This is a genomic window from Streptomyces triticagri (assembly GCF_003429565.1).
GTDB lineage: Bacteria > Actinomycetota > Actinomycetes > Streptomycetales > Streptomycetaceae > Streptomyces > Streptomyces triticagri.
Genome location: NZ_QUAK01000024.1, coordinates 15,674 through 29,968 on the forward strand (window position 1 = coordinate 15,674; position 14,295 = coordinate 29,968).

General features: G+C 73.4%; 10 protein-coding genes, 1 pseudogene and 1 riboswitch. Of the genes and pseudogenes, 7 read left to right on the forward strand and 4 right to left on the reverse strand.

Translation table 11 applies throughout. The features are described 5' to 3' along the window. Positions 1-27 precede the first annotated feature (27 nt). From gap to DY218_RS04815, 4 genes are all read left to right on the forward strand, one after another. Positions 28-1,026: a type I glyceraldehyde-3-phosphate dehydrogenase gene (gap, locus tag DY218_RS04800; RefSeq protein ID WP_128554648.1), complete on the forward strand. Its 999-nt coding sequence runs from the start codon at positions 28-30 to the stop codon at positions 1,024-1,026. A 139-nt stretch (positions 1,027-1,165) separates the two neighbouring features. Next, positions 1,166-2,467 (forward strand): precorrin-6y C5,15-methyltransferase (decarboxylating) subunit CbiE, encoded by a 1,302-nt coding sequence (gene cbiE / locus DY218_RS04805; RefSeq protein WP_128554649.1) that lies wholly within the window; start codon positions 1,166-1,168, stop codon positions 2,465-2,467. After that, complete coding sequence (cobM, locus tag DY218_RS04810) at positions 2,464-3,213, forward strand: precorrin-4 C(11)-methyltransferase (RefSeq protein ID WP_128554650.1); 750 nt, start codon at positions 2,464-2,466, stop codon at positions 3,211-3,213. Before cbiE ends, cobM begins: the two co-directional genes overlap by 4 nt. Positions 3,214-3,319: 106 nt before the next feature. Continuing rightward, positions 3,320-4,069: a cobalt-precorrin-6A reductase gene (locus tag DY218_RS04815; RefSeq protein ID WP_128554651.1), complete on the forward strand. Its 750-nt coding sequence runs from the start codon at positions 3,320-3,322 to the stop codon at positions 4,067-4,069. Between the two features lie 34 nt (positions 4,070-4,103). Here the strand turns inward: DY218_RS04815 and DY218_RS04820 are convergent, their stop codons facing one another. Genes DY218_RS04820 through cobG form a run of 3 tightly spaced genes read right to left on the reverse strand, consistent with a single transcriptional unit; the run spans position 4,104 to position 7,598 of the window. Next, on the reverse strand, positions 4,104-5,594 hold the full coding sequence (locus DY218_RS04820) for a precorrin-2 C(20)-methyltransferase (RefSeq protein WP_128554652.1): 1,491 nt from the start codon (positions 5,592-5,594) through the stop codon (positions 4,104-4,106). Next, on the reverse strand, positions 5,591-6,286 hold the full coding sequence (locus DY218_RS04825) for a precorrin-8X methylmutase (protein WP_233521365.1): 696 nt from the start codon (positions 6,284-6,286) through the stop codon (positions 5,591-5,593). Before DY218_RS04825 ends, DY218_RS04820 begins: the two co-directional genes overlap by 4 nt. A 22-nt stretch (positions 6,287-6,308) precedes the next feature. Next, complete coding sequence (gene cobG / locus DY218_RS04830) at positions 6,309-7,598, reverse strand: precorrin-3B synthase (RefSeq protein WP_233521366.1); 1,290 nt, start codon at positions 7,596-7,598, stop codon at positions 6,309-6,311. Positions 7,599-7,733: 135 nt separating this feature from the next. Then, positions 7,734-7,820: riboswitch (cobalamin riboswitch) on the forward strand. Positions 7,821-7,931: 111 nt separating this feature from the next. Between cobG and DY218_RS04835 the strand changes: the two genes are divergently transcribed. Next, on the forward strand, positions 7,932-10,430 hold a 2,499-nt coding region (locus DY218_RS04835; protein ID WP_233521367.1), incomplete at its 3' end, for a cobaltochelatase subunit CobN. Position 10,431: 1 nt separating this feature from the next. Next, positions 10,432-11,585 (forward strand): annotated as a pseudogene (locus tag DY218_RS34820) (cobaltochelatase subunit CobN); the annotation flags it as partial. Here DY218_RS34820 and DY218_RS04840 read toward each other — a convergent pair. Next, on the reverse strand, positions 11,546-12,619 hold the full coding sequence (locus tag DY218_RS04840) for an extracellular catalytic domain type 1 short-chain-length polyhydroxyalkanoate depolymerase (RefSeq protein WP_128554654.1): 1,074 nt from the start codon (positions 12,617-12,619) through the stop codon (positions 11,546-11,548). The pseudogene DY218_RS34820 and the gene DY218_RS04840 overlap by 40 nt on opposite strands. 213 nt (positions 12,620-12,832) lie before the next feature. Between DY218_RS04840 and DY218_RS04845 the strand changes: the two genes are divergently transcribed. Then, positions 12,833-14,266 (forward strand): 3-hydroxybutyrate oligomer hydrolase family protein, encoded by a 1,434-nt coding sequence (locus DY218_RS04845; protein ID WP_128554655.1) that lies wholly within the window; start codon positions 12,833-12,835, stop codon positions 14,264-14,266. Positions 14,267-14,295: the final 29 nt, after the last annotated feature.

Sequence of the window (14,295 nt, forward strand, 5' to 3'; positions counted from 1 at the left end):
CCGCCGGTGCAGAAAGGGACCGCACTCATGACTCGTGTCGCCATCAACGGATTCGGCCGCATCGGACGCAATGTGCTGCGCGCACTGCTCGAACGCGACGACGCCCTCGAGGTGGTGGCCGTCAACGACCTCACCGAGCCCACGGCCCTCGCCAGGCTCCTCGCGTACGACAGCACCGCGGGCCGGCTCGGCCGCCCGGTGACCGTGGACGGGGACACCCTCGTCGTCGACGGGCGGCGCATCAAGGTGCTCGCCGAGCGGGAGCCGGCCGACCTGCCGTGGGCCGAACTCGGCGTCGACATCGTCCTGGAGGCCACCGGCCGTTTCACCGCCGCCAAGGCCGCGCGCGCCCACCTCGACGCCGGAGCCAGGAAGGTCCTCGTCAGCGCCCCGTCCGACGGCGCCGACGTCACCCTGGCGTACGGCGTGAACAGCGACACCTACGACCCGGCCGCGCACCACATCGTCTCCAACGCCTCCTGCACCACCAACGCGCTCGCTCCGCTGGCCGCGGTGCTCGACGAACTCGCGGGCATCGAGCACGGGTTCATGACGACCGTGCACGCCTATACACAGGAGCAGAATCTGCAGGACGGCCCGCACCGCGACGCCCGCCGCGCCCGTGCCGCCGCCGTGAACATCGCGCCGACCACGACCGGCGCCGCCAAGGCGATCGGCCATGTGCTTCCGAATCTGGACGGCAAGCTGTCCGGCGACTCGATCCGCGTCCCGGTCCCGGTGGGCTCGATCGTCGAGCTGAACACCACGGTGTCCCGCGACGTGACGCGCGAGGACGTGCTCGCCGCCTACCGCGCCGCGGCCGACGGACCGCTGAAGGGCGTCCTGGAGTACTCCGATGACGCGCTCGTGTCCTCCGACATCACCGGCAACCCCGCCTCGTCGATCTTCGACTCCGAGCTGACCCGCGTCGACGGCCGGCACATCAAGGTCGTCGCCTGGTACGACAACGAGTGGGGCTTCTCGAACCGGGTCGTCGACACCCTGAATCTGCTCGCCACGGCCTGATGCCCCTGGGGGCCCGGCACCTGTCGAGGACGCGCAGGTCACCGCCCAGTAGAGTGACTCTCCGCGCCCTGCGGGGTGCCGACTGCCCCCGACAGGCCCGGCCCTGCAGGCCGCGCCTCCGAGCACCGAGGAACCACCCGTGGCCCGCGTACGACCGTCCGCCCCCGTCACCGTCGTCGGCATCGGGGCGGACGGATGGCCGGGCATCCCGGAAGCGTCGCGGCAGGTCCTGCTCGACGCCGAGGTCGTCATCGGCGGACGGCGCCAGCTCGATCTGCTGCCGGACCTCTGTACGGGCGAGCGCGTCACGTGGCCCTCGCCGCTGCGCCCCGCCGTGCCCGGACTGCTCGCCGCGCACGCCGGCCGCCGGATCGCCGTACTGGCCAGCGGAGACCCGATGTTCTACGGCATCGGGCGCGCCCTGACCGAGGTGCTCGGGCCGGACGCCCTGCGGGTGCTGCCGCATCCGTCCTCCGTCTCGTACGCCGCCGCCGGGCTCGGCTGGCCGGTGGAGGACGTCGAAGTGGTCACGCTCGTCGGGCGTCCACCGGACCGGATCGCCGCCGCCCTGCACCACGGGCGGAGGCTGCTCGTGCTGAGCGCCGACGCCACCACACCCGACCGGATCGCCGCACTGCTGCGGGACCGCGGCTTCGGGCCGAGCCGGATGCGGGTCCTGGAACAACTGGGCGGCGAGCACGAGCACTTCGGCGACGAGACGACCGCCGACAGCCGACCCGACCACACGGGCGACGCCCTCAACATCGTCGCCGTCGACTGCCGCCGTGCCCCCGACGCGCTGCGCACCGGCGCCGTACCGGGACTGCCCGACGAGGCCTACGAACACGACGGGCAGCTCACCAAGCGCCATGTGCGCGCCGCGACCCTCGGCGCCCTCGCCCCCGCGCCCGGCGAACTCCTCTGGGACATCGGTGGCGGCTCCGGCTCGATCGCCGTAGAGTGGATGCGCACCCACCCCTCCTGCCGTGCCGTCACGGTCGAACGCGATCCCGTACGCGCCGAACGCATCGTCCGCAACGCCGAACGCCTCGGCGTACCGGACCTCCGTGTCGTCACCGGGGCCGCACCGGACGCACTCGCCGAACTCCCCACGCCGGACGCCGTGTTCATCGGCGGCGGGCTCACCGCCGAAGGACTCCTGGAGACCTGCTGGCAGGCGCTACCGGCCGGCGGGCGGCTCGTCGCCAACACCGTGACCCTGGAGTCCGAGGCGCTGCTCGCCGCCGCCCGCCGGCGCCTCGGCGGCGACCTGGTACGGCTCGCGGTCGCGCACGCCGTACCCGTGGGCGGCTTCACCGGCTGGCGCCAGGCGATGCCCGTCACCCAGTGGAGCGCGCAGAAGGCGGTCCCGGCACCGGACGGTGCGAGCGACCGCGCGGCCGATGCCGTACCCGACGATCCCGCAGGAGCAGACAGTTGACCGTGTACTTCATCGGCGCGGGCCCCGGGGCCGCCGACCTGATCACCCTGCGCGGCGCCCGTACGCTCGCGGCCTGCTGGGTGTGCCTGTACGCCGGCAGCCTCGTCCCGCGCGAACTGCTCGCCGAATGCCCTCCGGACGCCCGCCTGGTGGACACCGCGCAGCTCGATCTGGACCGGATCACGGAGGAATTGGTCCGTGCGCACCGCGACGGCCACGACGTCGCCCGGCTGCACTCCGGAGACCCTTCCGTCTTCAGCGCGGTCGCCGAGCAGATGCGGCGCCTGGACGCGGCCGGTGTGCCCTACGAAGTCGTCCCGGGCGTACCGGCGTTCGCCGCCGCGGCCGCCGCACTCAAACGTGAACTGACCGTGCCCACCGTCGGCCAGACGGTCATCCTCACCCGCATCGCCCAGCAGGCCACCGCCATGCCGGAAGGTGAGGATCTGGCCACCCTCGGCCGCAGCGGCGCCCTGATCGTGCTGCACCTCGCCGCCCGCCATGTGGACCGGGTCGTGGACGAACTCCTTCCGCACTACGGGCCCGACTGCCCCGCCGCCGTGGTCGCCTATGCCTCGCGCCCCGACGAGCTGGTCCTGCGCGGCACCCTCGACGAGATCGGCCGGCAGGTGAAGGACGCCGGAGTGCTCCGTACCGCCGTCATCATGGTCGGCCGCACGCTCGGCGCCGAGCAGTTCGGCGACAGCCACCTGTACTCGCCGGAGCGTGACCGGCACAGCTGCTGACCGCGGGCGTGCGCCCTGCCCGGGGCTCAGGCCACCGGCCGGCGGCTCTCCGGACCGACCGTCCCGGGACCCGTACCTCACCGCTCATGATCGGAACCGGACTTCCATGCACGTACTGATACTCGGGGGGACCACGGAGGCCCGCCGGCTCGCCGGGCTGCTGCACGGCACCCCGCGGCTGACCGTGACCAGCTCGCTCGCCGGACGCGTCACGAGTCCCCGCCTTCCGCCCGGCGAGGTGCGGATCGGCGGCTTCGGCGGGGCCGAGGGACTGGCCGGGTGGCTGCGGGACCACCGGGTCGACGCGCTGGTCGACGCCACCCACCCCTTCGCCGGGACGATGAGCTTTCACGCGGCCGCCGCTGCCACCACGGCCGGAGTCCCGCTGCTCGCGCTGCGCCGGCCCGGTTGGCAACCGGTCGACGGCGACGTCTGGCACGACGCCGCGTCACTGGAGCAGGCGGCGCAGCTGCTTCCCGCGCTCGGCTCGCGCGTGTTCCTCACCACCGGGCGTATGGGACTCGGGGCCTTCGCCGCGCTCACCGATCAGTGGTTCCTGGTGCGTTCGGTGGACCCGCCCGAGCCGCCTCACCCGCCGCGCACCGAAGTGCTCCTCGACCGCGGCCCGTTCACCCTCGCCGCCGAACGCGAGCTGCTGCGCCGGCACCGTATCGATGTCGTCGTGACCAAGGACAGCGGGGGAGCGGCCACCGCGCCGAAGCTGACCGCGGCCCGGGAGGCGGGCCTGCCCGTCGTCGTCGTGCGCCGGCCGCCGGTCCCGGAAGGCGTTCCGGAGGTGCCGGACCCGGACGAGGCGGCCCGCCGGGTGCGGGCGCTCCTCCCGCCGGCGAACTGACCGGGCCGGCGCGGCAGCACATCGCCGTACCCGCTCAGGCCTCCGGATACCGCCGCGGTGTCCACACGATCTGCTCGCCGTCACCACGGCGCACCGCCTGCGTCTGCGAGGAGCCGACGAGCAGGATCGTGCGCATGTCCACGGTGGCCGGATCCAGGTCGGCCAGCTGCACGATCCGGACCCGCTCGCCGGAGCCGCCCACGTCCCTGGCCACCACCACGGGGGTGTCCGGGGCGCGGTGTTCGAGCAGCAGCTCGCGGGCCTTGCCCACCTGCCAAGTGCGGCTCTGCGAACCGGGGTTGTACAGGGCGAGCACCAGGTCGGCCGCCGCGGCCGCGCGCAGCCGCTCGGCGATCACCTCCCAGGGCTTGAGCCGGTCCGACAGCGACACGGTGGCGTAGTCGTGGCCGAGCGGTGCGCCGGCCCGGGCCGCCGCCGCATTGGCCGCCGTCACGCCGGGCAGTACGCGCACCGGCACGTCCGCGTACTCGGGCGCGGAGGCGACCTCGAGCACGGCGGTGGCCATCGCGAAGACACCGGGGTCGCCGCCGGAGACGACCGCGACCCGGCGGCCCTTGCGGGCCAGGTCGAGAGCGAACTCGGCGCGCTCCGCCTCGACCCGGTTGTCGGAGCCGTGCCGCGTCTGACCCGCACGCCTCGGCACCCGGTCGAGATAGGTGGTGTAGCCCACGAGATCGTCGGCGGCCGCGAGGGCGCCGCGGGTCTCCGGAGTCAGCCAGCGCGGACCGGCCGGACCGGTGCCGACCACCACCACCTCGCCCTGCTCCCGCGACGTGGGACGCTCGGCGTCCACCTCGCTCGGCAGTACGGCCACGGAGAAGTACGGCACCGACTCCTCGTCGACCTCCGCGAGCCGGGCGAGCCGCTGACCGGGCATGGTGGCCCGCTCCACGTAACGAGCTGCCTCCAGACGGCCCGAACTCTCCATCGCCCGGCGGACCTTGGGGAACGTGCGACCCAGCTTCATCACCACCGCCGCGTCCGTCGAGGCAAGCCGGGCGGCCAGCTCCTCCTCGGGCAGTGTGCCCGGCAGGACGGTCAGCACCTCCTCGCCCTCGGCGAGCGGTGTGCCGAGCCGGGCCGCGGCGGCGGACACCGAGGTGACGCCGGGGACGACCTCGGTCTCGTAGCGGTGCGCGAGCCGCTTGTGCATGTGCATGTACGAGCCGTAGAAGAGCGGGTCGCCCTCGGCGAGCACCGCCACCGTGCGGCCCGCATCCAGGTGCGCGGCCAGGCGCGCGGACGCCTCGGCGTAGAAGTCGTCCATGGCGCCCTGGTACCCGCCCGGATGATCGGTCGTCTCCGTCGTCAGCGGATAGACCAGGGGCTCCTCGATGTGGTCCGCGCGCAGCTGGTCCGCCGCGATCGAGCGGGCGATCGACCTGCCGTGCCGTGCACTGTGGTACGCCACCACATCGGCGGACGCGATGACCTCCACGGCCCGCATCGTCATCAGGGACGGGTCGCCGGGGCCGAGCCCGACGCCGTACAGCTTGCCGCTCATTCCGCCTCACTCGCGATCGCGTTCAGCGCGGCGGCCGCTATGGCGCTTCCGCCGCGACGGCCCCGCACCACCAGGTGCTCGAGGCCCGAAGGATGCGCCGCGAGGGCGTCCTTGGACTCGGCCGCCCCGATGAAGCCGACCGGTACGCCGATCACCGCGGCGGGCCGGGGCGCCCCCTCCTCGATCATCTCCAGGAGGCGGAACAGCGCGGTCGGGGCATTGCCGACCGCCACCACCGAACCCTCCAGTCGGTCCCGCCACAGCTCCAGGGCGGCGGCGCTGCGCGTGGTGCCGAGCTTCGCGGCGAGCTCGGGCACGGACGGGTCGGAGAGCGTGCACAGCACGTCGTTGTCCGCCGGGAGCCGTTTGCGGGTGACGCCGCTGGCCACCATCTGTACATCGCAGAAGATCGGCGCCCCGGCGCGCAGCGCCTCGCGGGCCTTCGTCACCACGTCCTGGGTGTGGGCCAGATCCCGTACCAGATCGACCATTCCGCAGGCGTGGATCATCCGGACCGCGACCTGGCCGACATCGGCGGGAAGTCCCGCCAGGTCGGCCTCCGATCGGATGGTGGCGAAGGACCGGCGGTAGATGGCCGCGCCGTCCTTCTCGTAGTCGTAGGTGGTGGTCACGGTGGTGATCTCGCTGCTCTCGGTCGTGGGGAGGTCGTGGTGCGGTGGCCCGTGGGTCATGGGGCCGAGGTCGGGCAGGGCGTCATGCGGGGTGCCCCGTGAGCGCCGCGAGCACGGCGGTGATACGGGACGGGTCGTCCAACGGGACGCTGCGGCCGGACCCGTGCGGCGCATCGGCGCTCACGCGGTAGCCGCCGCCGGGCACGGCGACCACGTCCGCATGGGCGCCGCGCGGGCGCCCGCAGCGCCGTTCGCAGCCGGACCAGTACAGCGACAGGCCGGCCTGCGCCACCGGTGCACGTGCCGCGTCCACGCGTACGTCCGCATGCGACTTGGCGCAGCCGGGACGGCCGATGCACGCACCCACCCGGGGCCAGGCGGACGCGGGGTCGGTGACAAGGCCGGTGGCCGCGAGGCGGGCGAGCGCGGCAGCGGCCGCGCTGCGCGGCGCCGGCACCACCACACCACGCCACGGCGTGAGCCGCAGCTCGCCGGTGCCCGCCTCGGCGGCGAACCGGGTCAACTCCCGCCACTGCTCCAGGGAGAGCCGTCCGAGCGGCACGTGCACCGACAGTGCCTCGCCCCGCACGCCGGGCGCGGGCCCGTCCGTCGTGGAGGTGTCCTGGTCCGCCGGTGTGCAGTCGACACCGGTCCCGGACAGCTGCGTTCCGAGCATGCGGACCAAGTCGTCGGCGGATACGGGGAGTTCGTCGACCCGCCAGGTGCGTGCCGCGCTCGACCGCGCGGACGTGAGAAAGATCTCGGTCGCCGTGAGCACGCTCCGCACGACGTCCGCGGCAGGCACCCGCAGGGCTGTACCGGAGGAGCCGAGGCTCAGGAGCGCGGCACCGGACGCCGTCGCCCGTACCGTCACATCCGCCCCGAGACCGGCCACGTCACCGCGCCCGTCGTCCAGGGCGAACAGGAACCTCCCCGACAGCTCCCGGGCACCGTCGCTCGCGCACAGCGCCGCGTCCAGGCCCGTCAGCCACGGCCGTACGTCCGCGAAGCCGCGGCCGTCCAGACCGGACAGGGGCGAGGCGACCACATTGCGCACCCGCTCGTGGGAGGGCGCGGGGAGCAGCCCGGCCGCTTCGAGCAGGGCCGCGAGCTCGCCCGCGCAGCCGCCGTCCAGACCCCGGATCTGCACATTGCCCCGGGAGGTGAGATGCAGCTCGCCGTCGCCCAGCCGCCTGGCCGCCGAAGCGAGCGCGTCCGCCTGGTCAACGGCCAGCACACCACCGGGAATCCGCACCCGGGCCAGCGCCCCGTCGTCCGCCGCATGCAGCCGCATCGCCCCCGGGCAGGCGTCACCACTGTCCCGGGCCACGGCTGTGGCCAGGGGCGATGAGCGGGGGGCTGCCGAGGACATGGCGGCGAGCATACCCACCGGCCCACCGGCCGCACCCCCCGCCCGCTTACTATGCTCATCGACGGATCAGCACGTCCGCTGCGGCGGGTCGACAGGTCCGCCGATGCCGCTCCGGGCCCGCTCGGGACGGCAGGGGAGGAAGCCCGGTGAGATTCCGGCGCGGTCCCGCCACTGTGAGCCCGGCGCAGGTCCCGTACCTGCGCAGGGGTGAGTCAGGAACTCCCTTCCCCGCGTTCCGAGGCAGCACCCGGCATCCCCGGGAGCCGCCCGCGGAGCAGGGGAGCCCACACCTCCACCACCCGGGGCGCGGACCCCGAGGAAGGCCTCACGCGCATGATCCTGCTCCTGTCGACCTCCGACACCGACCTGCTGAGCGCCCGTGCGGCCGACGGTCCCGTCCCGTACCGCTACGCCAACCCCTCCCGCCTCTCCCTGGACGAGCTCCCCGCCCTGCTCGACGGAGCCGGCCTCGTCGTCGTCCGGCTGCTCGGCGGCATCCGTGCCTGGCAGGACGGCCTTGATCTGCTGCTCGCCGACGGCCGCCCGGTGATCGTCCTCACCGGTGAACAGGCCCCGGACGCCCAGCTGATGGCCGCCTCCACCGTGCCCGTCGGCATCGCCGCCGAGGCACACGCCTATCTGGCGCACGGCGGCCCGGCCAACCTGGAGCAGCTCGCCCGCTTCCTCTCCGACACCGTGCTGCTCACCGGTCACGGCTTCGACGCCCCGGCGCCCGCCCCGACCTGGGGCCCCCTGGAGCGGACCGCCCGCGACGGCGTCGAGGGCCCGACGGTGGCGGTGCTCTACTACCGCGCCCATCACATGAGCGGCAACACCGCGTTCGTCAGTGCCCTGTGCGAGGCGATCGAGGACGCGGGCGGCCGGCCGCTGCCGCTGTACGTGGCCTCACTGCGGGCGCCCGAGCCCGAACTCATCGACGAGCTGGGCTCGGTGGACGCCATCGTCACCACCGTGCTCGCCGCGGGCGGCACCAAGCCGGCCGAGGCCTCCGCGGGCGGCGACGACGAGGCCTGGGACGCCGGCGCCCTCGCCGCACTCGACGTACCGATCCTGCAGGCCCTGTGCCTCACCGGCTCGCGCGCCGACTGGGAGGACAACGACGAGGGCGTCTCGCCGCTCGACGCCGCCAGCCAGATCGCCGTCCCCGAGTTCGACGGCCGGCTCATCACCGTCCCCTTCTCCTTCAAGGAGATCGACGAGGACGGCCTCCCGGCCTACATCGCCGACCCGGAACGCGCCGCCCGCGTCGCCGGAACCGCCGTACGCCACGCGCGACTTCGGCACATCCCGGCCGCCGAGAAGCGCCTCGCCCTGGTGCTCTCCGCGTACCCGACGAAGCACTCCCGGATCGGCAACGCGGTCGGACTCGACACCCCCGCCAGCGCGATCGAGCTGCTGCGCCGGCTCGCGGCCGAGGGATACGACTTCGGGGACGCCGAGATCCCGGGTCTCACCTCCGGTGACGGCGACGAGCTGATCCGTGCGCTCATCGACGCGGGCGGGCACGATCAGGACTGGCTCACCGAGGAGCAGTTGGCCCGCAATCCCGTCCGGATCCCCGCGGCCGACTACCGCCGCTGGTTCGCCACCCTGCCCGAGGAGCTGCGTACCGCCGTCGAGCAGCACTGGGGCCCCGCGCCCGGCGAGATGTTCGTGGACCGCAGCAGCAATCCGGACGGCGACATCGTGCTCGCGGCCCTGCGCTTCGGCCACCTGCTCATCCTCATCCAGCCGCCGCGCGGCTTCGGCGAGAATCCCATCGCCATCTACCACGACCCCGATCTGCCGCCCTCGCACCACTACTTGGCCGCCTACCGCTGGATCGCCGCGTCCACCGACGACGGGGGCTTCGGCGCCGACGCGATGATCCACCTCGGCAAGCACGGCAATCTGGAGTGGCTGCCCGGCAAGAACGCCGGCCTCTCCGCGGCCTGCGGCCCCGACGCGGCCCTCGGCGATCTGCCGCTGATCTACCCGTTCCTGGTCAACGACCCCGGCGAGGGCACCCAGGCCAAGCGCCGGGTGCACGCCACCCTCATCGACCACCTCGTGCCGCCGATGGCCCGCGCCGACTCCTACGGCGACATCGCCCGCCTGGAGCAACTCCTCGACGAGTACGCCCAGATCAGCTCGATGGACCCGGCGAAGCTGCCCGCCATCCGCGCCCAGATCTGGACCCTCATCCAGGCCGCCAAGCTGGATCACGACCTCGGTCTCGAAGCCCGGCCCGACGACGACGGCTTCGACGACTTCCTGCTGCACGTCGACGGCTGGCTCTGCGAGGTCAAGGACGCCCAGATCCGCGACGGACTGCACGTACTCGGCAATCCCCCGGCCGCGGGCGACCGCGTCAATCTCGTCCTCGCCATCCTGCGCGCCCGCCAGATCTGGGGCGGTACGACGGCCCTGCCCGGACTGCGCGAAGCACTCGGCCTCGACGAGTCCGCCGCCACCCGCACCTCGGCAGACGAGGCCGAGGACAAGGCCCGCGCCCTCGTCCAGGCGATGGAGGACGCCGGCTGGGACCCGGCCGCCGTACCTACCGAGCACGGCGAACAGGTCGCCGCCGTCCTGGAGTTCGCCGCCCGCGAGGTCGTGCCAAGGCTCGCCGCCACCACCGCCGAGCTCGACCACGCCCTGCACGCCCTGAACGGCGGCTTCGTCCCCGCCGGCCCGTCCGGATCACCCCTGCGCGGCCTCGTCAACGTCCTGCCGACCGGCCGCAACTTCTACTCCGTCGACCCCAAGGCCGTGCCGTCCCGGCTCGCCTGGGACACCGGCCAGGCCCTCGCCGACTCACTCCTGGAGCGCNTGCCGTCCCGGCTCGCCTGGGACACCGGCCAGGCCCTCGCCGACTCACTCCTGGAGCGCTACCGGACGGACAACGACGGCGAATACCCGACCTCGGTCGGCCTCTCCCTCTGGGGCACCAGCGCCATGCGCACCGCAGGTGACGACGTCGCCGAGGCCCTCGCCCTGCTCGGCGTCCGACCCGTCTGGGACGACGCCTCCCGTCGCGTCACCGGCCTGGAGGCCGTCCCCGCCGAGGAGTTGGGCCGTCCGCGCATCGATGTGACGCTGCGCATCTCCGGCTTCTTCCGCGACGCCTTCCCGCACACCGTCGGCCTGCTGGACGACGCCGTACGCCTCGCCGCTTCCCTCGACGAACCGGCCGAGGTCAACCACGTACGGGCCCACGTCCAGGCCGATCTGGCCGAGCACGGGGACGAACGCCGCGCCACCACCCGCATCTTCGGCTCCCGGCCCGGCACGTACGGCGCCGGCCTGCTCCAGCTCATCGACTCCCGCGACTGGCGCACCGACGCCGACCTCGCCGAGGTGTACACCGTCTGGGGCGGCTACGCCTACGGCCGGGAGCTCGACGGCCGCCCGGCCCGCGACGAGATGGAGACCGCGTACAAGCGCATCGCGGTCGCGGCGAAGAACACCGACACCCGCGAGCACGACATCGCGGACTCCGACGACTACTTCCAGTACCACGGCGGCATGGTCGCCACCGTGCGCGCCCTGCGCGGCACCGCGCCCGCCGCGTACATCGGCGACTCCACCCGCCCCGAGACGGTCCGCACCCGCACCCTCGTGGAGGAGACCTCGCGGGTCTTCCGCGCCCGCGTGGTCAACCCCAGGTGGATCGAGGCGATGCGCCGCCACGGCTACAAGGGCGCCTTCGAACTCGCCGCCACCGTGGACTACTTGTTCGGCTACGACGCCACCACGGGCGTGATCGCCGACTGGATGTACGACAAGCTCACCGAGACCTACGTCCTGGACCCCACCAACCGCGAGTTCCTGGAACAGGCCAACCCCTGGGCCCTGCACGGTATCGCCGAGCGCCTCCTGGAGGCCGAGTCGCGCGGCATGTGGGAGAAGCCGGATCCCGCGGTCCTGGACGCCTTGCGGAAGGTCTACCTGGAGACGGAGGGGGACCTGGAGGGCGAGGACTGATCCCGCCCGGCCCCGGTTGGGATCAACCCCCAGAAGGCCGCGGTGTGATGGCTGGAGCAGATCGTGTCCAGGTAGTACGTGCCGGCGGTGCCGCACTGTTCGGTGCCGTCGCCCGGATCGACGGCGAGACCGTGCGCCATGCCGGAGATCGAGTACACCTCGACCGCCGACCGGCCCGCGGAGTCGTCGTACGAACTGCGGGTGGTGCCGCCGGGCAGGTCCGCGGTGCGTGACGGGGTCTGGCCGAGGCCCCACACATCGGTCCACTGGTCGCGCAGCTCGTCGGCGTTGGCGGGGCGGACCGTGGTGTCGGCGGTGCCCTGCCAGATCGCCACCCGGGGCCACTCGGTGGTCCCCTCCGGGGCGGCCGCGCGGACCGAGTCGCCCCACTCGGTGGGGGACTTGTCGGCCGGGCTGTACATGCAGGTGTACGCCGTCGCTACATTGTTCGCGCAGTACGCGGGCAGGCCGGCGTTGACGGCACCGCCCGCGAAGACGTCGGGGTAGGCGGCGAGCAGGTTCGCCGTCATCCCGCCGCCCGCGGAGAGACCGGTGACGTGGATGCGGTCCGCGTCGGCGCCGAACTCCGTGACGGCCTTGTCGACCATCTGCTTGATCGAGAGGGCCTCGCCGCTGTCGCGTGCGGTGTCACCCGGCTTGAACCAGTTGAAGCAGGAGTTGAGGTTGTTCGCACTGCTGGTCTGCGGCAGGACGACCGCGAAACCGTGCCGGTCCGCCAGCTCCGGCCAGCCCGAATGGTCGTAGTAGTCACGGGCGTTCTGCGTACAGCCGTGCAGGGCCACGACTACGGGGGCGTCCGCGGGGAGGCCGTCGGGCACGTACGCGTACATCGAGAGGTTGCCGGGGTTGCTGCCGAAGCCGGTGATCTCGGTGAGGTCCGCGGCGGACGGCGCCGGCTCGGCGGCGGACGCCGCGTGCTGCGGGGCCGCCGTGAGCAGTCCGGCGGCGAGGGCGAGGGCCCCGGCCGCAGCGGCGAGCAGGCGGCCGGACGTTCGAGCGAGTGACTCTCTCATCTCGGGTGCCTCCGTGGGGAGTTGGGGTCTCGGCGGGCCCGCTGACGGTGACCCTCCGGGCGTCATCATCGGGGCGGGCCTGCCGCGCCGTGCATGGGTGTGCCGACCACCTTCGCGGTGCGGTCTGTGTGGCCGACGGACATGGCCGCCGCGGTCGGCGGGCCGATAGGACGACAGGCGCGCACTCGATCGCCCTGCTGTGGAGGTCCCTTGATGCATCGAACCGCCAACACACCACGCTCGCACCGGAGATGGGCCGCGCCGGCCCTGATCGCCCTGGCCGTGCTCGTGGCCGCACCGTCCGCGTCCGCCCGTCCCGGGGCGCCGGCCGACAGCCACCCGCACTGCCGCGCCACCGACCCGCCTCGCGTACCGGGCGCCGAGCACCAACAGGCCGCCTGTCTCGACGAGTTGACCACCGCGGGCACCGTCGCATCCGGCCACACCGACGAGGCCGACTGGGCCGGACTCACACCGAAGGATCTGCCGGTCCCGAGCGGTGTCCCCGGCACCCAGATCGACGGCTACTTCCCGGACACCTCCACCACCAACACCAATCACGGCTGGCAGCACGACGCCCAGTTCGTGATCCGCCTGCCGGACCGCTGGAACGGCGGCCTCGTCGTCGCCGGCACCCCGGGAAACCGCGAGCAGTACGCCAACGACCGGGCCATCGCGGACTGGGTGCTGTCCCGCGGCTACGCCTACGCGGCCACCGACAAGGGCAACACCGGCGCCGACTTCCACCGCGACGGACGATCCCCCGGTGGCGCGATCGCCGAGTGGAACACCCGCCTCACCCAGCTCACCCGCGCCGCCCGTGCCACCGCCACCCGCCACTACCACCGGCCACCCGCCCGCACCCTGGTCACCGGCCTGTCCAACGCCGGCTACCTGGTCCGCTGGCAACTGGAGAACCATCCCGAGCTCTACGACGGCGGAGTCGACTGGGAGGGCACGCTCTGGCGCGCCGACGGACCCACCCTGCTCGACTTCCTGCCACCCGCCCTGCGCCACTACCCCGCGTACGCGGCGGGCGGCCCGCACTCCGACCGGTCGCGCAAGTCCCTGCATGCGGCGGGCTATCCGGCCGGCTCGGAGTTCCTGTGGCCGTACCACCACGAGGTCTACTGGGATCTGACCCAGCGCATCTACCGCGAGGAGGTCGACCCCGGCTACGACGGTCCGCTGGAGGCCGGCACCCCGTACTGCAAGCCCGGCACCCCGGCCTGCGACGCCGACTACGACTACGTCGCGCGACCCGAGTCCGTACGCGACGCCGTACGGAAGATCGAACTGACCGGGCGCATCGGCAAACCGCTGATCTCCGTGCACGGCACCCTCGACGTGCTGCTGCCGATCCGTCGCAGCTCCGACGTCTACGCCCGGATGGTGCGGGCGGCAGGGCGCGGTGAACTGCACCGCTACTACCGCATCGAGGGCGGCACGCACACCGACTCGCTGGTCGACATGTTCCCGGGCCGGCTGCGGCCGCTCACGCCCTGCCACCGGTCGGCCTTCACCGCCCTCGAAGGCCGGCTGGGTGCGGGTGGCTCCGGCGCCCCGCAGCCACCCTCCTCGCGCACCGTGCCGCTGCCCCGGGACGCGGACCCGGACAGGCTCCTGAACCACTGCCGCCTGCGCTGATCCCGGCGCCGTACGCGGCGGCCATCCCG

Excerpts from the sequence above, each read along its gene's own strand:
- DY218_RS04815 (WP_128554651.1), top strand. The coding sequence starts at position 3,320 with ATGCACGTACTGATACTCGGGGGGACCACGGAGGCCCGCCGGCTCGCC.
- DY218_RS04820 (WP_128554652.1), bottom strand. The coding sequence starts at position 5,594 with ATGAGCGGCAAGCTGTACGGCGTCGGGCTCGGCCCCGGCGACCCGTCC.
- cobG (WP_233521366.1), bottom strand. The coding sequence starts at position 7,598 with ATGTCCTCGGCAGCCCCCCGCTCATCGCCCCTGGCCACAGCCGTGGCC.
- gap (WP_128554648.1), top strand. The coding sequence starts at position 28 with ATGACTCGTGTCGCCATCAACGGATTCGGCCGCATCGGACGCAATGTG.
- DY218_RS04825 (WP_233521365.1), bottom strand. The coding sequence starts at position 6,286 with ATGACCCACGGGCCACCGCACCACGACCTCCCCACGACCGAGAGCAGC.
- DY218_RS04840 (WP_128554654.1), bottom strand. The coding sequence starts at position 12,619 with ATGAGAGAGTCACTCGCTCGAACGTCCGGCCGCCTGCTCGCCGCTGCG.
- DY218_RS04845 (WP_128554655.1), top strand. The coding sequence starts at position 12,833 with ATGCATCGAACCGCCAACACACCACGCTCGCACCGGAGATGGGCCGCG.